The sequence below is a fragment of the Blastococcus sp. SYSU DS0533 genome, from assembly GCF_054050775.1.
This window is the reverse complement of record NZ_JBJGZZ010000003.1, coordinates 192,519-210,372: the sequence shown is the minus strand read 5'-3', so window position 1 is coordinate 210,372 and position 17,854 is coordinate 192,519. Positions and strand designations below refer to the sequence as shown.

At 74.0% G+C, this 17,854-nt stretch carries 21 protein-coding genes; 2 read left to right on the top strand and 19 right to left on the bottom strand.

The window, feature by feature from the left end; all coding sequences use genetic code 11:
* Positions 1 to 58: 58 nt before the first annotated feature.
* From pyrH to rpsB, 3 genes are all read right to left on the bottom strand, one after another.
* Positions 59 to 838, bottom strand: coding sequence for a UMP kinase (pyrH, locus tag ACI79W_RS05890; protein WP_456561134.1), 780 nt, complete (start codon positions 836 to 838; stop codon positions 59 to 61).
* 143 nt (positions 839 to 981) lie between these two features.
* A complete protein-coding gene (gene tsf / locus ACI79W_RS05885) occupies positions 982 to 1,797 on the bottom strand; it encodes a translation elongation factor Ts (RefSeq protein WP_456561133.1) in 816 nt (271 codons plus the stop codon).
* Positions 1,798 to 1,889: 92 nt separating this feature from the next.
* On the bottom strand, positions 1,890 to 2,807 hold the full coding sequence (gene rpsB, locus ACI79W_RS05880) for a 30S ribosomal protein S2 (RefSeq protein WP_456561132.1): 918 nt from the start codon (positions 2,805 to 2,807) through the stop codon (positions 1,890 to 1,892).
* A gap of 459 nt (positions 2,808 to 3,266) precedes the next feature.
* Here rpsB and ACI79W_RS05875 point away from each other — a divergent pair, with 459 nt between their 5' ends.
* On the top strand, positions 3,267 to 3,827 hold the full coding sequence (locus tag ACI79W_RS05875; RefSeq protein ID WP_456561131.1) for a M23 family metallopeptidase: 561 nt from the start codon (positions 3,267 to 3,269) through the stop codon (positions 3,825 to 3,827).
* 66 nt (positions 3,828 to 3,893) lie between these two features.
* On the top strand, positions 3,894 to 4,556 hold the full coding sequence (locus tag ACI79W_RS05870) for a DUF4262 domain-containing protein (RefSeq protein WP_456561130.1): 663 nt from the start codon (positions 3,894 to 3,896) through the stop codon (positions 4,554 to 4,556).
* 32 nt (positions 4,557 to 4,588) lie between these two features.
* Here the strand turns inward: ACI79W_RS05870 and whiG are convergent, their stop codons facing one another.
* From whiG to ACI79W_RS05790, 16 genes are all read right to left on the bottom strand, one after another.
* Entirely contained in the window at positions 4,589 to 5,389 is an 801-nt protein-coding gene (whiG, locus tag ACI79W_RS05865; RefSeq protein ID WP_456561129.1) for an RNA polymerase sigma factor WhiG, read from the bottom strand.
* 92 nt (positions 5,390 to 5,481) lie between these two features.
* Positions 5,482 to 6,420 (bottom strand): tyrosine recombinase XerC, encoded by a 939-nt coding sequence (locus tag ACI79W_RS05860; protein ID WP_456561128.1) that lies wholly within the window; start codon positions 6,418 to 6,420, stop codon positions 5,482 to 5,484.
* Positions 6,421 to 6,451: 31 nt separating this feature from the next.
* Positions 6,452 to 7,702, bottom strand: a complete 1,251-nt coding sequence (gene dprA / locus ACI79W_RS05855) for a DNA-processing protein DprA (RefSeq protein ID WP_456561127.1) — start codon at positions 7,700 to 7,702, stop codon at positions 6,452 to 6,454.
* The gene (locus ACI79W_RS05850) at positions 7,699 to 9,219 is read right to left on the bottom strand and encodes a YifB family Mg chelatase-like AAA ATPase (protein WP_456561126.1); all 1,521 of its coding nucleotides are present in this window, start codon (positions 9,217 to 9,219) and stop codon (positions 7,699 to 7,701) included. Before ACI79W_RS05850 ends, dprA begins: the two co-directional genes overlap by 4 nt.
* A complete protein-coding gene (locus tag ACI79W_RS05845) occupies positions 9,216 to 9,575 on the bottom strand; it encodes a YraN family protein (RefSeq protein ID WP_456561125.1) in 360 nt (119 codons plus the stop codon). Before ACI79W_RS05845 ends, ACI79W_RS05850 begins: the two co-directional genes overlap by 4 nt.
* A 78-nt stretch (positions 9,576 to 9,653) precedes the next feature.
* The gene (locus tag ACI79W_RS05840) at positions 9,654 to 9,974 is read right to left on the bottom strand and encodes a DUF2469 domain-containing protein (RefSeq protein ID WP_029432918.1); all 321 of its coding nucleotides are present in this window, start codon (positions 9,972 to 9,974) and stop codon (positions 9,654 to 9,656) included.
* The gene (locus ACI79W_RS05835) at positions 9,971 to 10,759 is read right to left on the bottom strand and encodes a ribonuclease HII (RefSeq protein WP_456561124.1); all 789 of its coding nucleotides are present in this window, start codon (positions 10,757 to 10,759) and stop codon (positions 9,971 to 9,973) included. The genes ACI79W_RS05840 and ACI79W_RS05835 overlap by 4 nt, the downstream gene beginning before the upstream one ends.
* A gap of 109 nt (positions 10,760 to 10,868) precedes the next feature.
* Positions 10,869 to 11,579: a LuxR C-terminal-related transcriptional regulator gene (locus ACI79W_RS05830; RefSeq protein WP_456561123.1), complete on the bottom strand. Its 711-nt coding sequence runs from the start codon at positions 11,577 to 11,579 to the stop codon at positions 10,869 to 10,871.
* 158 nt (positions 11,580 to 11,737) lie between these two features.
* Positions 11,738 to 12,679 (bottom strand): signal peptidase I, encoded by a 942-nt coding sequence (lepB, locus tag ACI79W_RS05825; RefSeq protein WP_456561122.1) that lies wholly within the window; start codon positions 12,677 to 12,679, stop codon positions 11,738 to 11,740.
* A gap of 79 nt (positions 12,680 to 12,758) precedes the next feature.
* Entirely contained in the window at positions 12,759 to 13,115 is a 357-nt protein-coding gene (rplS, locus tag ACI79W_RS05820) for a 50S ribosomal protein L19 (RefSeq protein ID WP_091933693.1), read from the bottom strand.
* Positions 13,116 to 13,261: 146 nt separating this feature from the next.
* On the bottom strand, positions 13,262 to 13,759 hold the full coding sequence (locus ACI79W_RS05815; RefSeq protein ID WP_456561121.1) for an NUDIX hydrolase: 498 nt from the start codon (positions 13,757 to 13,759) through the stop codon (positions 13,262 to 13,264).
* Entirely contained in the window at positions 13,752 to 14,567 is an 816-nt protein-coding gene (gene trmD / locus ACI79W_RS05810; protein ID WP_456561120.1) for a tRNA (guanosine(37)-N1)-methyltransferase TrmD, read from the bottom strand. Before trmD ends, ACI79W_RS05815 begins: the two co-directional genes overlap by 8 nt.
* The gene (gene rimM, locus ACI79W_RS05805; RefSeq protein ID WP_456561119.1) at positions 14,564 to 15,109 is read right to left on the bottom strand and encodes a ribosome maturation factor RimM; all 546 of its coding nucleotides are present in this window, start codon (positions 15,107 to 15,109) and stop codon (positions 14,564 to 14,566) included. Before rimM ends, trmD begins: the two co-directional genes overlap by 4 nt.
* A 12-nt stretch (positions 15,110 to 15,121) precedes the next feature.
* On the bottom strand, positions 15,122 to 15,358 hold the full coding sequence (locus ACI79W_RS05800; protein WP_091933685.1) for an RNA-binding protein: 237 nt from the start codon (positions 15,356 to 15,358) through the stop codon (positions 15,122 to 15,124).
* Between the two features lie 3 nt (positions 15,359 to 15,361).
* Positions 15,362 to 15,811, bottom strand: a complete 450-nt coding sequence (rpsP, locus tag ACI79W_RS05795; RefSeq protein WP_456561118.1) for a 30S ribosomal protein S16 — start codon at positions 15,809 to 15,811, stop codon at positions 15,362 to 15,364.
* A 293-nt stretch (positions 15,812 to 16,104) separates the two neighbouring features.
* A complete protein-coding gene (locus ACI79W_RS05790; protein ID WP_456561117.1) occupies positions 16,105 to 17,853 on the bottom strand; it encodes a proline--tRNA ligase in 1,749 nt (582 codons plus the stop codon).
* Position 17,854 lies beyond the last annotated feature (1 nt).

The following is a 17,854-nucleotide window of genomic DNA, read 5'->3' as shown; positions in this document are numbered from 1 at the left end:
TGCGGCGGTTCTCGTCCCGCCGGCGTCCTCGTCTGTACCCCGATCGGTGCTGCCGGTCTCAGGCCGGCTGGCTGATCAGCGTGCCGATCCTCTCACCTGCGGTGGCGCGGGCGATGTTGCCGTCGCTCAGCAGGTCGAACACCACGATCGGCATGCGGTTGTCCATGCAGAGGCTGATAGCCGTGGCATCCGCGACCTTGAGCTGCTTGGCCAGCACCGTCGCGTAGTCCAGGTCGCGGTACATGACGGCGTCGGGGTTGGTGCGCGGGTCGTCGTCGTAGACGCCGTCGACACCGTTCTTGCCCATGAGCAGCACCTGGCACTCGATCTCCAGCGCGCGCTGCGCGGCGACGGTGTCGGTCGAGAAGTAGGGCATCCCGGCGCCGGCGCCGAAGATGACCAGCCGCCCCTTCTCCAGGTGCCGGATCGCCTTGCGCGGGATGTAGGGCTCGGCGACCTGTCCCATCGTGATCGCCGACTGCACCCTCGTCTCCAGCCCCGCCTTCTCGCAGAAGTCCTGCAGCGCGAGGCAGTTCATGACCGTGCCGAGCATGCCCATGTAGTCGGCCTTGGTGCGGTCCATGCCGGCCTGGGAGAGCTCCGCGCCGCGGAAGAAGTTGCCGCCACCCATGACGACGGCGACCTGGGTGCCCCGATCGACGACCTCCGCGAGCTGCTCCGCGATGCCCTTGACGATGTCGGCGTCGACACCGACCTTGCCGCCGCCGAAGGACTCACCCGAGAGCTTCAGCAGCACGCGCTGGTAGCCGCTCCCGTCGGCGGGCTGGAAGGCGGTGGGGGCGGACAGCGGCGCGGTCGTCTCGGTCAACGTTTTCATCCCTGGGGTGGTGTCGGTGGGGGCTGTCGGTGGGTGATCCTGCCGGATACCGGCGGCCGGCTCCTGCTGAGCGGAGGCGTCCGCACAGACGACCGGCCCCGTCCCACAGGGGAACGGGGCCGGTCATCGGTACCGGGTGCGGCTCAGGCCTGGCCGACCTCGAAGCGGGCGAAGCGCTCCACGGTCAGGCCGGCCTCGTCGACGATCTGCTTGACCGTGCGCTTGGGCTCGGTGATCGACGGCTGCTCGAGCAGGACGAAGTCCTTGTAGTAGGCGTTGACCCGACCCTCGACGATCTTGGCGATCGCCTGCTCGGGCTTGCCCTCCTCCTTGGCCGTCTGCTCGGCGACACGGCGCTCGGTCTCGACCGCCTCGGCCGGGACCTCGTCACGGGTGAGGTAGCGCGGCCGCGCGGCGGCGATGTGCATCGCCAGGCTGCGGGCGGCGTCCTCGTTGCCACCGGTGTACTGCACGGCGACACCGATGGCCGGGGGCAGGTCGGTGGCCCGCTTGTGCAGGTAGGTGGCGGTGGTGCCCTCGAACGCGACGAACCGGCTGAGGACCAGCTTCTCGCCGATGCGAGCCGACTCGGCCTCGATCAGCGCGGCGACGGTCCGGCCGTCGACCTCGGTGGCGAGCAGCGCCTCGGCGTCGGCCGGCTTGCTCTGCAGGCCGATGTCGATCAGCCGCTCGGCCAGCGCGACGAAGTCGGCGTTCTTGGCGACGAAGTCGGTCTCGCAGTCGAGCTCGAGCAGGGCGCCGTCCTTGCTCACGACGACACCGTTGGTCGTCGAGCGCTCCAGGCGCTTGCCGACGTCCTTGGCGCCCTTGACGCGCAGCAGCTCGACGGCCTTGTCGTAGTCGCCGTCGGCCTCGGTCAGGGCCTTCTTGCAGTCCATCATGCCGGCGCCGGTGGCGTCGCGAAGACGCTTGACGTCGGCTGCGGTGAAGGCAGGCATGTCTTTTCCTCTTGGTCTGTCGGTGGGGCGATCAGCGAAGGTCTGGCGGTGGCGCCGTCCCGCCCGCCACCGGGCGGGACGGCGCGCGACCGTCAGGACTCGAGGGTCTCCTTGCCACCGGTGGTGGCGGGCACGCCCTCGACCGGGGCGACCTCGTTCGCGGTGACCGCCGGCGGCTCGGCCGGGGTCTCGGGCAGCGGGGTGGCAGCGGCCTGCTCGTCGGCGGTGCCGCCGGTCAGCAGCTCGCGCTCCCAGTCGGCCAGCGGCTCGCCGGCGCCGACGGCCTCCTCGCCGGCCTCGCGACCGGCGTTGGCCTGCGCGGCCGACCGGGCCATGAGCCCCTCGGCCACGGCGTCGGCGATGACCCGGGTCAGCACGGTGATGCTGCGGATCGCGTCGTCGTTGCCCGGGATCTTGTAGTCGACCTCGTCGGGGTCGCAGTTGGTGTCCAGGATCGCGACGACCGGGATGTTGAGCTTGCGGGCCTCGCCGACGGCGATGTGCTCCTTCTTGGTGTCCACGATCCAGATGGCGCTGGGCACCTTCTGCATGTCGCGGATACCGCCGAGGCTGCGCTCGAGCTTGGCCTTCTCCCGGCTGAGGACCAGCTGCTCCTTCTTGGAGAGGCTGACCAGCACGCCGGTCTGCTCCATGTCCTCGAGCTCCTTGAGGCGCTGGAGCCGCTTGTGGACGGTCTGGAAGTTGGTGAGCATGCCGCCCAGCCAGCGCTGGTTCACGTAGGGCATGCCGACGCGGGTCGCCTGCTCGGCGACGACCTCCTGCGCCTGGCGCTTCGTGCCGACGAACAGGATCGAGCCACCGTGGGCCACGGTCTGCTTGACGAACTCGTACGCCGAGTCGATGTACCCCAGCGTCTGCTGCAGGTCGATGATGTAGATGCCGTTGCGCTCGGTGAAGATGAAGCGCTTCATCTTCGGGTTCCAGCGACGGGTCTGGTGCCCGAAGTGGACGCCGCTGTCGAGCAGCTGCTTCATGCTGACGACTGCCATATCGCAGCCTCTCTGCTTCTCGCGCGCGACCGGGGCCGCGCGGATTCCGGTTGTCGCGGGCACCGGGTGGTGCACCGCCCTGGCGTCCTGCGGCGCCACCGACCCGGCTGGGCCGGGACCGAGGTGGCGACTGCCCCGTCGATCGACGGGAAGAGGACGCGCGAAGTCGACCCGTTCGCACGGGTCGCACCGGACAGCATACGCGTCCACAGACAGCCCTCGTCCCGCCGGTCGGCGGGCCGCGCCCGTGGCAGGCCGCCCTCCCGGTCCGGCCGCGCGGGCCGCCCGCCCCCGCGGGCCCGGTGCTGGTCAGCGTCGGCGTGGCCTGCGCCGTGGCGCTCTGCGTGGTGGCCCGGTCCTCGGGCCCGGGCGCGCCAGCGGCCCTCCACAACCGACCCGGGCGTCCACACATCCGGGCCGACCCCTTCGCGGCGCGCCGCCCGCCGCCAGCATCGGGGCATGCGCCTGCACCTCCGGCCGCTGGCCGCCCTGCTCCTCGGACTGGTCGTGCTGGCCGGCGGCGTCCCCGCCACGGCTTCGCCGACCACCGCCGGGGCACGCGCACCCGAGGCGTCCTGGAGTGCTCCGCTCCCCGGCGAGCCGGTGGTGGCCCGCCCGTTCGAGCCCCCTCCGCACCCGTACGGGCCCGGGCACCGCGGGGTCGACCTGGCGGCGACGCCCGGCTCCCCCGTGCTGGCGGCCGGCGACGGGGTCGTCGTCTTCGCCGGGATGGTCGCCGGGCGGCCGGTGCTCAGCGTCGACCACCCGGATGGGCTGCGGACGACGTACGAACCCGTCAGGCCGGCGGTGGGCACCGGCCGAGCAGTCCGCCTCGGCGAACCGCTCGGCGTGCTGGAACCCGGCCACGGCGGGTGCCCGGTCGCCGCCTGCCTGCACTGGGGGGCGCGCCGCGGCGAGGCCTACGTCGACCCCATGTCGCTGCTCCGACCCCCGCGGGTGCGGCTGCTCCCCCTCGCCGGAACTGCCGGTGGTGGACCACAAGCGGTGAACGCCCGATGACACAACGTGCGTACCGGGCGGGTGTGGATGCCCGACGACCCGGCAGCCCGGCGCTACCGTCGCGGTGTGCGATTCCGACGCAAGCGAGCCGCGAAGCCGGGCTCCGGCGAGCCCACCGGTGCCGAGCAGGCCGGTGCCGGGACGAAGGGCCGGCAACCGGTCGAGGCCCAGGCGCGACCGGTCGAGGCCCAGGCGCGACCGGTCGAAGGGGAGCCGGTCGGGGCTCAGGCCATCGAGGCCCCGGCGATCGAGGCCCCGGCGATCGAGGGCGAGCAGGACGCCGACCAGGTGCTGGGCGGCCTGCGCCGGGTGATCGACGAGTTCGGCTGGGCGGTGCTGCACGGTGGCGGCACCCCCGGCGAGCCGCGCTACTCGTACACCGTGGGGCTGGCCGCCTGGGAGCACCCGGAGGTCATCGTGGTGGGGCTGCCCTTCCCGGCCGCGGAGAAGTACCTGAACCTGGTGGGTGAGGCCGTCCGGGCCGGGGCCCGCTTCGCGCCGGGCACCGCCACGACGGCGCTGACCGACGAGGACTCCCCCGTGGTCTTCCTCCGCGTCGAGGAGACCGCACGCCTCACCGTGGTCGAGGAGCTCCACGGCACCGTGGACGCCCTGCAGCTGATCTGGCCGGACTCCACCGGCCGGCTGCCCTGGCAGGAGGGGCACCGCAACCCGCCGGGCACGCAGCCGCTGCTGGGCCCCCGCCCGGACGACGACCGGAACGGCTGAGCGCCCCTCCCGTTCGGCTTCGGTGCCCGGCGTCAGGCGATGTCGGCGAGCTTGGTGCGCAGGTGCAGCACCGCCTTGGTGTGCAGCTGGCAGATCCGGCTCTCGGTCACCCCGAGGACACGGCCGATGTCGGCGAGCGTCAGCCCCTCGAAGTAGTAGAGCGAGACGACGACCTTCTCCCGCTCGGGCAGCTGCTCGACAGCACGCGCCAGCAGCTGGCGCGCCTCGCCGTGCTCGGCCATGGCCTGCGGGTCGAGCGCGCTGGGGTCCTGCAGGGTGTCGCCGAGGCGCGGGGAGCCGCCCTCGTCGTCGGTGAGCAGCTCGTCGAGGGCGACGACGTTGACCAGGGAGAGCTGGCCGAGGAACTTCCGGATGTCCTCGACGTCCATGCCCATCGCCGCGGCGACTTCTTCGTCGGTCGGCGTCCGGTGCAGCGTGCTCTCCAGCTCCGCGACGGTGCGCTCGAACGCGCGCGCCTTGACGCGGACCGACCGCGGGATCCAGTCGGTGTTGCGCAGCTCGTCGATGATCGCCCCCCGGATGCGCGCCATCGCGTAACTCTCGAACTTGACCTCACGGGTGGGCTCGAAACGGGTGATGGCGTCGATCAGCCCGAAGGTGCCGTAGGAGACGAGGTCGGCCTGCTCGACGTGCGCGGGCAGGCCGCTGCCCACCCGGCCGGCGACGTACTTCACCAGCGGTGCGTAGTGGAGGATCAGCCGGTCGCGCAGGCCGGCGTCCCGACCCTCGACGTACCGTGCCCACAGGTCGGCCAGCAGGGCATCGGCGTCCTCACCGGACTCGTCGATGCGATGGATGGTTGCCTCAGACACGGTCGCGCTCCTCGGTCGTGCTGCGCGGGCACCGTCCGTGGTCCCGCGTGGTCCTGACTGCCGCCGCCGAACCCGCCACCCGGCCGCGCACCTCAGGCACGGGGGTGCGCCTGGGCGTGGACCGCACGGAGCCGCTCGACCGTCACGTGCGTGTAGATCTGTGTCGTCGCGAGGCTAGCGTGGCCGAGCAGCTCCTGTACGGAACGCAGGTCCGCGCCGCCCTCCAGGACGTGGGTCGCGGCGGAGTGCCGCAGGCCGTGCGGCCCGATGTCCGGTGCGCCCGGGACACCGGCCGTCGCCGCGTGCACGGTGCGGCGGGCCTCGCGGGCGTCGAGCCGGCCGCCCCGCAGGCCGAGGAGCAGCGCCGGCCCCGAGTCCGAGCGGGCCAGGGCCGGCCGCCCGCGGGTCAGCCAGGCCTCCAGCGCTCGCTCGGCGGGGACGCCGTACGGCACGCTGCGCTCCTTGCGCCCCTTGCCGAGGACGCGCAGCAGCCGCCGTCCGCGGTCGACGTCGTCGACGTCCAGGCCGACCAGTTCGCTCACCCGGATGCCGCTGGCGTAGAGCAGCTCGAGCACGACCGCGTCGCGGAGCTGCACCGGCTCCTCGGCTCCCGCCGCGGTCTCGACCAGCGCCCTCGCCTGCTCGGGCGCCAGCACGTCGGGCAGGGTGCGGCGCGCCTTCGGGCTCACCAGGCGCTGGCCGACGTCCTCGGGGGTGAGGCCGGCCCGCCGCAGCCAGGCGGTGAACGACCGCGCCGCGGAGGCGTGCCGGGCGGTGGTCGAGCGGCTGTGCCCGCGGGTGCGCCCCTGGGCGAGCCAGCTGCGCAGTGCGGCGAGGTCGAGGTCGTGCGGCTGCGTGCCGCTGCGGCGGGCGAGGTGGTCCAGCAGCCGGGCCACGTCCCCCACGTAGCTGCGGACGGTGTTCGCCGAGAGGTCGCGCTGCCCGGTCAGGTGCTCCTCGAAGCCGGCCAGCGCCTCGGCCAGCGCGGCCGGGAGCCCGGCGCGGACCTCGTCGGTGCTGGGCGTGGCCACGGAGGCACCGTCCGTCGGCTCCGTGCGCCGGTCAAGCCGCCGCGCCGGGTGGCTTCGGCGGCGGGGCCAACCGCCAGCCGGTGCCGGTCCACTCGACCAGCTGCGCCAGCTCCAGGGCCGGCAGCACCCGGAGCACGTCGAGGACGTCGCAGCCCGCGCTCCGGGCCAGCCGCTCGGGGCCGACGCCGCTGCGCACCGGGCAGGCATCGAGGACGCGGGACGCGACGTCGGAGAGCCCGTCCCGCGGCGAGACCGGGCGCTCGACCGGCGGGGCGAGGTCGTCGCCGATGCGGCCGACCGCCTCGACGACCTGGGCGGCGGACGTCACCAGGACAGCCCCGACCTGCTCGTCGCGCAGCAGCTCGTGGCAGCCCACCGACAGCGCGCTGGTCACCGGCCCGGGCACCACCATGACCGGGCGGCCGAGCTTCTGCGCACGGTGCGCCGTGGCCTGCGCGCCCGACCGGGCAGCCGCCTCCACGACCACCGTCCCCCGTGTCAGGGCCGCGATGAGGCGGTTGCGGACGAGGAAGCGGTGGCGCAGCGGGGCGCATCCGGGCGGCCACTCGCTCACCAGCAGGCCGGTCTCGGCGATCCGGTGGAAGAGGGCGCCGTTGCCCGCCGGGTAGGGGCGGTCCACCCCGCAGGAGAGCACCGCGATCGTGGGCGCCTCCGCGGCCAGCGCCCCGCGGTGGGCGGCCCCGTCGATGCCGAAGGCGCCACCGGAGACGACGGTCCACCCGCGCTCGCCGAGCTGGTGCCCCAGCTCCCCGGCCACGTGCTCGCCGTAGGCGCTGGACGCGCGGGCACCGACCACGGCGACCGAGCGCTCGGTCAGCTCGTCGAGACGGGCCGCACCGCGCACCCACAGCGCGACCGGGGGGACCAGCGCCCGCGTGCGGTCGCTCTGGTCCCGCCGCTCGAACGGCTCGTCGGCGACCGCGACGGTCAGCGCGTGGAGCTGGTGGTCGGGCCACTCGTCGTCCTCGGGCGCGACGAGCCGGGCACCGCACCGCTCGGCCCGGCGGAGGTCGCCGAGGGTGGCGTCCTCCGCCACCCTGGCGCCGACCAGCGACCGGATGCCGGCCGGCGCGGTCCCCGCCCGCAGCCGCCGCACGGCCTCGACCGGGCCGACGTCCTCCAGGTAGCGCCAGAGGTCGACGGTGCCCGGCTCCACCGCCCGGCTCAGCCACGCCCGTGCCCGCCGCAGCCCCGGGTGGACCACGCCGCCCTCCCGCGGCCCCGCGGCGGCGTCCTCCAGGTCCTCCTCGAGTGTGGTCACGCCGCGGCCCGCTGCAGCCGCATGCCCAGCGCCTCGGCGACGTCGTCCGCCGACGGCACGGCCCGACCGGCCAGGTCGGCGATCGTCCACGCCACGCGCACCACCCGGTCGAACCCGCGCACCGAGATCGACCCCCGCTCCAGCGCCCGCTCCGCCAGCCGCAGCGACGCCCGCGGAGCGGCGAACCGGTCGCGGAGAAGGCGACCGGGGACCTCGCTGTTGAGGGCCAGCCCGGTACCTGCCAACCGCGTCCGCGCCACCGCCCGTGCCCGCGCCACCCGGGCCGCGACCACCGCGGTGGACTCCGGCTCCGGGAGGCCGTCGAGCCAGGCCGCGCGGGTGACCGGCGGCAGCTCGACCCGCAGGTCCACCCGGTCCAGCAGCGGCCCGGAGAGGCGCGCCTGGTAGCGCCGCCGCTCCAGCGGGCTGCAGGTGCAGGCGGTGTCACCCGCGGCGGTCGCGCACGGGCAGGGGTTGGCGGCCAGCACCAGCTGCGCCCGGCACGGGAACGTGGCGGCGCCCGCGGCCCGCTGGATGGTGACCTGCCCGCGCTCCAGCGGCTGGCGGAGGCTGTCGAGCACCGCCCGCGGGAACTCGGGCGCCTCGTCGAGGAAGAGGACGCCGCGGTGCGCCCGGCACAGCGCGCCGGGCCGGATCTGGCCCGAGCCACCGCCGATCAGCGCGGCCATGGTCGCTGAGTGGTGCGGCGCCTCGAAGGTCGCCCGGGTGACCAGCGGCGCTTCGGGCGGCAGGGTGCCCGCGATGGAGTGGATGGCGGTGACCTCCAGCGCCGCCTCCTCGTCCAGCGGCGGCAGCAGGCCGGGGAGCCGCTCGGCGAGCATCGTCTTCCCGGCCCCGGGCGGCCCGGCGAGGTAGAGGTGGTGCCCACCGGCGGCGGCGACCTCCACCGCCCGCCGGCCGGCGGCCTGCCCGACGACGTCCCCGAGGTCGGGGACCGGCGGCTGGGCAGGCTGCGCACCCCGGACGTGCGCCGTCAGCCGGTCCGCGCCCTTCAGGTGGGCGACGAGCTGGGTGAGGGTGGCGACGGCGAGCACCTCGACGCGGTCGACCAGGGCGGCCTCGGCCGCGTTGGCCGCCGGGACGACGACCTGGTCGTGACCGGCCCGCGCCGCCGCGAGCACGGCGGGCAGGACCCCGCGGATCGCCCGCACCGAGCCGTCCAGCCCGAGCTCGCCCAGCAGCACCAGCCGGTCGACGGCCGCCTCGGGCACCGCGCCCGAGGCGGCGAGCACGGCGGCGGCCAGGGCGAGGTCGAAGCCGCTGCCCTGCTTGGGCATCGACGCCGGCGAGAGCCCGATGGTCACCCGGCGGACGGGGAACTCGCCGCCGGCGTTGGCGATCGCGGCGCGCACCCGGTCGACCGACTGGCGGACCACCGCGTCGGGCAGCCCGACGAGCGCCACACCGGGCAGCCCGACGGCGATGTCCACCTCCACCTCGACCATGGCGCCGCGGACCCCGGCGAGCCCCACCGACCACGTGCGGGCGAGCGTCACGAGAACGCTCCCCGCAGGTGCGTGACGACCGCCGGGCGCTCCGGGCGCACCAGCACGCCCACCACGTCGAAGCGCACCTCGGGCGCGTGGTGGTCGTGCGCGGCCAGCCAGCGCTGCGCCAGCACCCGGATCCGGCGCCGCTTGGCGGGCGTGACCGCCTCGACGGGGTGGCCGTAGCCGGTGCCCCGCCGGGTCTTCACCTCGCAGAAGACGAGGGCGTCGCCGTCGCGCGCGACGAGGTCGAGCTCGCCCTCGCGGCAGCGCCAGTTGCGGTCGAGGACGCGCAGGCCGGCGTCGGTCAGGTAGGCGACGGCGATGCGTTCACCGCGGGCGCCGAGGTCGGTGGTGGGAGGCACTCCCCGACCGTGCCGCCACCGGTCCGGCCGGCCCAGCCGGAGCGGCCATCTGTGGACGACGCCGAGAGGTGTGGACGGCTAGGGCAGCCGGGGGCCGTCCGGGAGCTCCAGGTCGGGCTTGTCGAGCTCCTCGACATTGACGTCCTTGAACGTCAGCACCCGCACGTTCCGCACGAACCGGGCGGGCCGGTACATGTCCCACACCCAGGCGTCGGAGAGCTTCAGCTCGAAGAAGACCTCTCCCCCGGCCTCGCGCACCTGCAGGTCCACGGAGTTGGCCAGGTAGAACCGGCGCTCGGTCTCCACCACGTAGGTGAACTGCCGGACGATGTCCCGGTACTCGCGATAGAGCTGCAGCTCCATCTCGGTCTCGTACTTCTCGAGGTCCTCGGTGCTCATCGGTCCTCGGTGCTCATCAGGGCTCGGGACGCAGGGCGCATGGCCCCATCATCGACCATGGGGCCCGAGCCGGTCAGGTGGGTGGCCCGCGCGGCGTGCGCATCGCGGGCGCTCCGCACGTTCACGAAGCGCATCCGGTGCGCGGGGCAGGGTCCGTGGCGCTCCAGCGCAGCCGTGTGCACGTCGGTGATGTAGCCCTTGTGGCCCGCGAAGTCGTACTCCGGCCAGCGCTCGTGCAGCTCCAGCATGATGCGGTCCCGCGTCACCTTGGCCAGCACCGAGGCTGCGGCCACGCAGGCGGCCACCCGGTCGCCCTTCCACACGGCCAACCCCGGGCGGGCGAGCCCGGGGACGGGGAAGCCGTCGGTCAGTACGTAGTCCGGGCCGGGGTCGAGCGTGCAGACCGCGCGGCGCAGCGCCTCGATGTTCGTCACGTGCATGCCCCGCGCATCGAGGTCGTCCACGGGCAGGACGACGACCGACCACGCCACCGCGCGGTCGACGATCTCGTCGTAGGCCCGCTCCCGGGCGGCCGCGGTGAGCAGCTTGGAGTCGGCCAGCCCCGGCACCCGGCCCCGGCGTCCGGCGGGCAGGATGCACGCCGCGGCGACCAGCGGCCCGGCGCACGCGCCCCGCCCCGCCTCGTCGGCCCCGGCGATCGCCTCGAACCCGCGCCGGCGCAGCGCGCGCTCCATGTCCCAGAGCGCGTCGGGGCGGTCGTCGGCGAGGGTGCGCCGGGCACGGACCGCCGGCGAGGAACGGGTGGAGGTGGGACGAGCGGACATCGCCGCACGACAGTACGACGGCGCGGTGACACCACGACCGCCCCCCGGACGCCCCGCAGGCCGGCCCCCGGGAACGGGAGCCGGCCTGCGGAGCCGACGGAGGATCGGGTCAGAGGTCGGCGGTCGCCTCGGGCGACCCGGCCGGCTCCGGGTGCGCGCCGCAGCTGCAGCCCGGGGTGCGGTTGGACAGGACGAGGGAGACGGCGTGCGCCCGGTCGCGGGCCCCCAGCTTGCGCAGGATGGCCTTGACGTGGGACTTGACGGTGTCCTCGCTGATGAAGAGGTTGCGGCCGATCTGCCGGTTCGACTGGCCCTGGAGGAGCTCGTCGAGGACATCCTGCTCGCGGCGGGTCAGCGGCACCTCGGGGGTGAACGGCTTGGCCGCAGGCACCGCGGAAGGCTCCACCCGGCGGATCTGCGGGTCGACCACGGTCCGCCCGGCACGGGCGGCCAGGATCGCCCAGCCGAGGAGGGTCGGCGACGTGTTGATCATGAGGTAACCACGGATGCCGGCGGCGAGTGCCTCGTTGACCACGGCCGGGTCCTCGGAGGTGGCCAGCGCGACGATCGCCACCCGGGGGAAGCGACGCCGCAGGTCCCGGCAAGCGTTCAGCGTGGCCGCCCGGCCGGAGCCCAGCTCCACCACGACGGCGTCGGGGCGGGCGGTCTCGACCAGCGCGAGAGCCCGCCGCAACTCGCCGGGGGTGCCGACCGCCTGCATGCCGGCGGTCTCGTTGATCATGCTCACCAGCCCCCGGCGCAGGACGGGCGCGTCGGCGAGGAGGAGCACGCGGGTGATGCCGCGCGCGGTGCTCGCCATGGGTGCAGACACAACTGACTCCGTTTCACTTCCGGGAACGTGCAATCAGTCCATCGGAAGGGTGAAACGGTTGCTTGAATGCTTTTCCGACATTTCTTTCCGCAGTTGTCCGGACCATTTCGGGCATGTCTGCGGATCACACCCGTAACGGGTGACCGTCACCAGGACGGCGCGGCACCCCGGGACCTCCGGCGCCAGGCGGTGAGCGGCACAACCCCGGCCAGCCCGGCCGCGTAGGGCAGCACCGCCACCGCGCCGGCCGGGCCGACCGCGCCCCCGGGTGCGACCGGCGGCGCGGCCCCGCCGGCCTCGACGCCCTGGATGTCGGGTGAGCCCAGCAGCCCGAACCGGTCCAGCGGCCAGACGATGACCGCCGCCTTGCCGATCACGTCGTCGACGGCGATGGTGCCCGCGTACTGGTCCCCCACGTGCGAGCGGGAGTCCGCCGACGCCGACCGGTGGTCACCCATGACCCACAGCCGGCCCTCGGGCACGGTCACCGGGCCGAACGGCCGGCTCTCGATGGGCGTGTCCTCGTAGATGTAGGGCTCGTCGAGCGGTTCGCCGTCGACGGTGACCCTGCCGTCGACGTCGCAGCACTGCACGGTCTGCCCCTCGGTGGCGATGACCCGCTTGACGAAGTCGTCCTCGCTGGGGGGCGCGACGCCGATCGTGCGGCCCAGCCACAGCAGGGCGCCGGTGAACCAGTTGTCCGGCTCCTCGACCGCGATCTCCGGCGTCCAGGTGTCGGGGCCGCGGAAGACCACGATGTCGCCGGGCTCGGGCTCGCCGAACCAGTAGGGCACCTTGTTGACCAGCACCCGGTCACCGGTGCACCCGGTGCACCCGTGCAGGGTCTGCTCCATCGACCCGGACGGGATGAAGAACGCCTGCACGAAGAACGTCTTGACGACCAGGGCGAGCACGAAGGCGATCAGCAGCAGGACGGGCAGTTCGCGCAGCAGCGAGCCCTTCTTCGCGTCGTCCTTCCGGCGCCGCCGGGGAGCGTCGGCCGCCGGCGCGGCTCCCGTGCTGTCGTCGGGTTCGTCGGGCTCGCCTGGGACGACGTCGGCGGGCCCCCCGGGCCGGTCGCTGCTCATCGGGAGCCAGCGTACGGCGCGGGGGGCCCGCCGGGTTCCAGCCGGTCAGGCCGGCTGCAGACGTGTCCTCGCGGAGAGGTCAGCGCGCGACGGTCTCGCGCTTCTCCTTGATCTTGGCGGCCTTGCCGCGCAGCTCGCGGAGGTAGTACAGCTTGGCGCGACGCACGTCACCGCGGGTCAGCACCTCGATCTTCTCGACGACCGGGGTGTGCACCGGGAAGGTGCGCTCGACCCCGACACCGAAGCTGACCTTGCGCACGGTGAAGGTCTCGCGGATGCCCCCGCCCTGACGGCGGATGACGACGCCCTGGAAGACCTGGATGCGCGAGCGGTTGCCCTCGATGACGCGGACGTGCACCTTGACGGTGTCACCCGGGCGGAACGAGGGGATGTCGTCGCGCAACGAGTCGGCGTCGAGTGCGTCCAGGGTGTTCATCTCGGCAGTCCTCAGTCTCAGGTGGCTCGTTCTCGGTCCGGACAGCGGCTTGCCCCGGCTGTCCGTTCCGGGGAGCTGCGGCTCCGGTGCGGAGCTCCCGACAGCCCGGCCGTCGGTCAGCAGCGACTCTCTACTGTGCCACATCCTCAGGCGACGATGCGCGGCGGCCCCGTCCACGGTCCCGCCCGGAGCTCCGCCACCAGGGCGGGGAGGTCGGCCGGGACGAAGGCCTCGCCCGCCGCCAGCTCGCCCGGCGTCCACCACCGGTGCGGCTCGTCGGCCAGCACCTCGAGCTCGGTCAGCGCCCCGGGGACCACGTCGTGGACGACGTCGCGCAGCACGAAGAACGTCTCGCGGGTGTCGAAGACCTGTGCGCCGAACGGGCCGACGTGCCGGCGCAGCCACACCGGGCCCTCCAGCGCGGCCGGCTCGACGTGCAGCCCGATCTCCTCGGCGAGCTCCCGGACGGCGGCCGCGCGCAGCGTCTCGCCGTCCTCCACTCCCCCGCCGGGCGTGTACCAGAACAGCACCTCACCGGGCGGCACGGAGGGGTCGGGCAGGCGGGCGCCGAGCAGCAGGACCCGGCCGTCGGGGTCGAGGACGACGACGCGCGCCGTCGTCCGCTGCACCGGCCGCTCACCCACCGGCCAGCGCCGTCCGTTCGGCGTCGGTGAGCGCGTCCTCGGGCAGGGCTGCCAGCAGGTCGGGACGGCGGGCGGCGGTGCGACGCAGCGACTCCGCGCGCCGCCAGCGCGCGATCGCCGCGTGGTCGCCCGACAGCAGCACCGGCGGCACCTCGTGGCCCCGCCAGTTCGCCGGGCGGGTGTAGGAGGGACCCTCGAGCAGCCCGTCGGCGTGCGAGTCGAGCTCGGCGGACTCCCGGTTGCCCAGCACACCCGGGATGAGCCGGGTGACGGCCTCGGTCATCACGAGCACGGCGGACTCGCCGCCGGCCAGCACGTAGTCGCCGATGGAGACCTCGGAGACCGGGCCGGCGTCGGCAGCCCAGTCGGCGACCCGCTGGTCGATGCCCTCGTAGCGACCGCAGGCGAAGACCAGGCCGGGCTCGGCCGCCCACTCCGCCGCCATCGCGTGGGTGAACGGGCGCCCGGCGGGGGTGGGGACCACCAGCCGGGTGCCGGGTGGGCGGACGGCGTCGAGCGCCCGACCCCACGGCTCGGGCTTCATGACCATGCCGGGGCCCCCGCCGTAGGGGGCGTCGTCGACGGTGCGGTGCACGTCGTCGGTCCACTGCCGCAGGTCGTGCACGCCGACGGTGACCAGCCCCCGCTCGATCGCCTTGCCCAGCAGCGACTGGCGCAGCGGCGCCAGGTACTCCGGGAAGATCGTGACGACGTCGATCCGGAAAGTCGGCGCCTCGGGTTCGCTACCGCGGGCCGCTCCGCGCCTCGCTCGTTCCTCGCTGAGATGCTCACGTCCCTGTTCGCTCACAGGTCGAGCAGCCCCTCGGGCGGGTCGATCACCACGAAGCCGCCGGCGACGTCGACGGTCGGCACGATCGCCGTCACGAACGGGATCAGGGCGTCTCCACCCTCGACCCGGCGGACGACCAGCAGGTCCTGCGCCTCGTGGCGGACGGCGGTGACCTCGCCGAGCGCCGTCCCGTCGGGGAACCGGGCGGCCAGGCCGACGAGCTGGTGGTCGTAGTAGGACTCGGGGTCGTCGAGCTCGGGCAGGTCGGCGACCCGGACCAGCAGGAGGGTGTTGCGCAACTCGTCGACGGCCTCGCGCACGTCGTAGACGCCGCCGTCGGGCCCGGCGAGCTGCAGCAGCAGCGTGCCGCTGTGCCACCGCCGGTCCACGACGGTCAGCGGGCCGCGCTCGGCCGGCTCGGTGAGCAGCACCGCCCCGGGGGCGAAGCGCCCCTCCGGGTCGTCGGTGCGCACCTCGACGGTGGCCAGACCACGGACACCGTGGGGTTGGCCGATGCGGCCGACCACCACGGTGTCGGTGGATTCGTTCCCGGTGCTCAAAGGAGCCGGTGCTCAGCGCCCGTCGGTGTCGACGACGTCGACCCGCAGGCCCCGTCCGCCGACCCCGGTCATCACCTGGCGCAGCGCCTTGGCGGTGCGCCCGCCGCGGCCGATGACCTTGCCGAGGTCGTCGGGGTGCACCCGGACCTCGAGGGTCTTGCCGCGGCGGTTGGTGAGCAGGTCGACGGTGACGTCGTCGGGGTTGTCGACGATGCCCCTGACCAGGTGCTCGAGCGCTTCTTCGAGCACGTCTTACTCGGCCGGCGTCTCGGCCGGAGCGGCCTCGGCGGCGTCCGCCGCGGGGGCCTCGGCCTTGGGGGCGGCCTTCTTCTTCGGGGTGGTGGCGCCGGCGGCCGGCTCGTCCATGCCCGCCCGGACGGCCTCCTCGTAGAGGGCCTTCTTGTCCGGCTTCGGCGCGGCGACCTTCATGGGGGCCGGGGCCGGCTCGCCCTTGAACTTCTGCCAGTCACCGGTCACGCGGAAGATGGCGGCGACGGCCTCGGTCGGCTGCGCGCCGACACCCAGCCAGTACTGCGCCCGCTCGCTGTCGACCTCGATGAAGGAGGGGTCCTCCTTCGGGTGGTACTTGCCGATCGTCTCGATCGAGCGACCGTCCCGCTTGGTGCGGGAGTCGGCGACGACGATGCGGTAGTACGGGGCGCGCATCTTGCCCAGGCGCATGAGCTTGATCTTGGTGGCCACGGTGTGTGGGGTTCTCCTCGAACGCGTTTCGGGTGCTCGCCGGAGCGACGTGTGGGGGTACGCCGGGGCGGAGCCAGGGACACGCACGTCACCGGTGAGAGGGCCGCCGACGCCGTGTTCGACCGACCATGATGCCAGACGGCCGGGCGGGGCGGGCACGCAGCCGGGTGCGCCCGGGTGAGGCCCCCCGGCCACAGCCGCCGGCCGGCGTCCTCCCCACCGCAGCGCGTCCTCCCTCACCGCGCATCGTGAGGGAGGACGCGCCACGATCAGGTCCTGATCGTGGCGGGGAGTCAGCTGCGGACGGCGGCCAGCACCCGGGACGCGGCGTGGGCCACGGGGACCTCCTCGCGCTCGCCGGTGGCGCGGTCGCGGAGCTCCAGGACGCCCTCGGCCAGGCCGCGGCCGACGGTGACGATGGTGGGCATGCCGAGCAGCTCGGCGTCCTTGAACTTCACGCCGGGTGAGACCTTCGGCCGGTCGTCGTACAGCACGGTGAGCCCCTGCCGCACGAGCTCCTGCGCCAGCGACTCGGCCGCGGTGAAGATCGCGGCGTCCTTGCCCGTGGCGACGACGTGCACGTCGGCCGGGGCGACCTCGCGGGGCCAGACCAGCCCCAGCTCGTCGTGCGTGGACTCGGCGATGGCCGCGACCGCGCGGGAGACGCCGATGCCGTAGGAGCCCATGGTGACGGTGACGAGCTTGCCGTTCTCGTCGAGCACCTTGAGGTCCAGCGCCTCGGCGTACTTGCGGCCCAGCTGGAAGATGTGGCCCATCTCCACGCCGCGAGCCAGCTCCAGGGGGCCGGAGCCGTCGGGCGCGGGGTCGCCGGCCAGCACCTCGGCGGCCTCGATGACGCCGTCCCAGGTGAAGTCGCGGCCGGCCACCAGGTCGAAGACGTGCTTGCCCGGGGCGTTGGCGCCGGTGATCCACCGGCTGCCGCTGACCACGCGCGGGTCGACCAGGAAGCGGATGCCCGACTCGCTCCCGCTGCCGAGCACCTGCGGGCCGATGTAGCCCTTCACCAGCGCGGGGTGCTTCTCGAACTCGGTGAACGGCTCGACCTCCGCGGGAGCGACCTGCGCCTCCAGCCGCTTGGCGTCGACCTCCCGGTTGCCGGGCAGCCCGATGACCAGCGGCTCCCGGGTGCCGTCGGGGTGCACCAGGGTGACGACGACGTTCTTCAGCGTGGAGGCGGCGGTGTAGCCGGCGTCGGGGAACATCTGCTGGGCGACGGCGACCAGCGAGTCGATGGTCGGGGTGTCGGGGGTGTCCTCGACGTGCGCCTCGGGCAGGCCCTCGAGCGGGATCTCGTCGGGGACGACGGTGGTGACGGCCTCCACGTTGGCCGCGTAGCCGCCGGGCGAGCGCACGAAGGTGTCCTCACCGATCGCCGTCGGGTGCAGGAACTCCTCGCTCTTGGAGCCGCCCATGGCGCCGGACATCGCCGAGACGATGGCGTACTCCAGACCCAGGCGGTCGAAGATCCTGATGTAGGCGTCGCGGTGCGCGGCGTAGCTCGTGTCCAGCCCGGCGTCGTCGACGTCGAAGGAGTAGCTGTCCTTCATGGTGAACTCGCGCCCGCGCAGCAGGCCGGCCCGGGGACGCGCCTCGTCCCGGAACTTGGTCTGGATCTGGTACAGCGAGAGCGGCAGGTCCTTGTACGACGAGTACAGGTCCTTCACCAGGAGCGTGAACATCTCCTCGTGCGTGGGGCCGAGCAGGTGGTCGACGCCACGGCGGTCCTTCAGCCGGAAGAGGTTGTCGCCGTACTCGGTCCAGCGGCCGGTGGCCTCGTAGGGCTCCTTGGGCAGCAGCGAGGGGAAGTGCACCTCCTGCGCGCCCATCGCGTCCATCTCCTCGCGGATGATGCGCTCGACGTTGCGGAAGACGCGGAACCCCAGGGGCAACCAGGTGAACCCGCCGGGGGCGGCCCGCCGGATGTAGCCGGCCCGCGCGAGCAGGCGGTGGCTGGCGACCTCGGCGTCGGCCGGGTCGTCCCGAAGGGTCCGCAGGAACAGGGTCGACATCCGCAGCAGCACG

What these genes read in the sequence shown, in the direction of transcription:
- lepB (WP_456561122.1), bottom strand. Translation starts at nt 12,679, where the DNA reads ATGAGCAGCGACCGGCCCGGGGGGCCCGCCGACGTCGTCCCAGGCGAG.
- ACI79W_RS05875 (WP_456561131.1), top strand. Translation starts at nt 3,267, where the DNA reads ATGCGCCTGCACCTCCGGCCGCTGGCCGCCCTGCTCCTCGGACTGGTC.
- rplS (WP_091933693.1), bottom strand. Translation starts at nt 13,115, where the DNA reads ATGAACACCCTGGACGCACTCGACGCCGACTCGTTGCGCGACGACATC.
- ACI79W_RS05835 (WP_456561124.1), bottom strand. Translation starts at nt 10,759, where the DNA reads ATGTCCGCTCGTCCCACCTCCACCCGTTCCTCGCCGGCGGTCCGTGCC.
- rpsB (WP_456561132.1), bottom strand. Translation starts at nt 2,807, where the DNA reads ATGGCAGTCGTCAGCATGAAGCAGCTGCTCGACAGCGGCGTCCACTTC.
- ACI79W_RS05830 (WP_456561123.1), bottom strand. Translation starts at nt 11,579, where the DNA reads ATGGCGAGCACCGCGCGCGGCATCACCCGCGTGCTCCTCCTCGCCGAC.
- ACI79W_RS05840 (WP_029432918.1), bottom strand. Translation starts at nt 9,974, where the DNA reads ATGAGCACCGAGGACCTCGAGAAGTACGAGACCGAGATGGAGCTGCAG.
- tsf (WP_456561133.1), bottom strand. Translation starts at nt 1,797, where the DNA reads ATGCCTGCCTTCACCGCAGCCGACGTCAAGCGTCTTCGCGACGCCACC.
- pyrH (WP_456561134.1), bottom strand. Translation starts at nt 838, where the DNA reads ATGAAAACGTTGACCGAGACGACCGCGCCGCTGTCCGCCCCCACCGCC.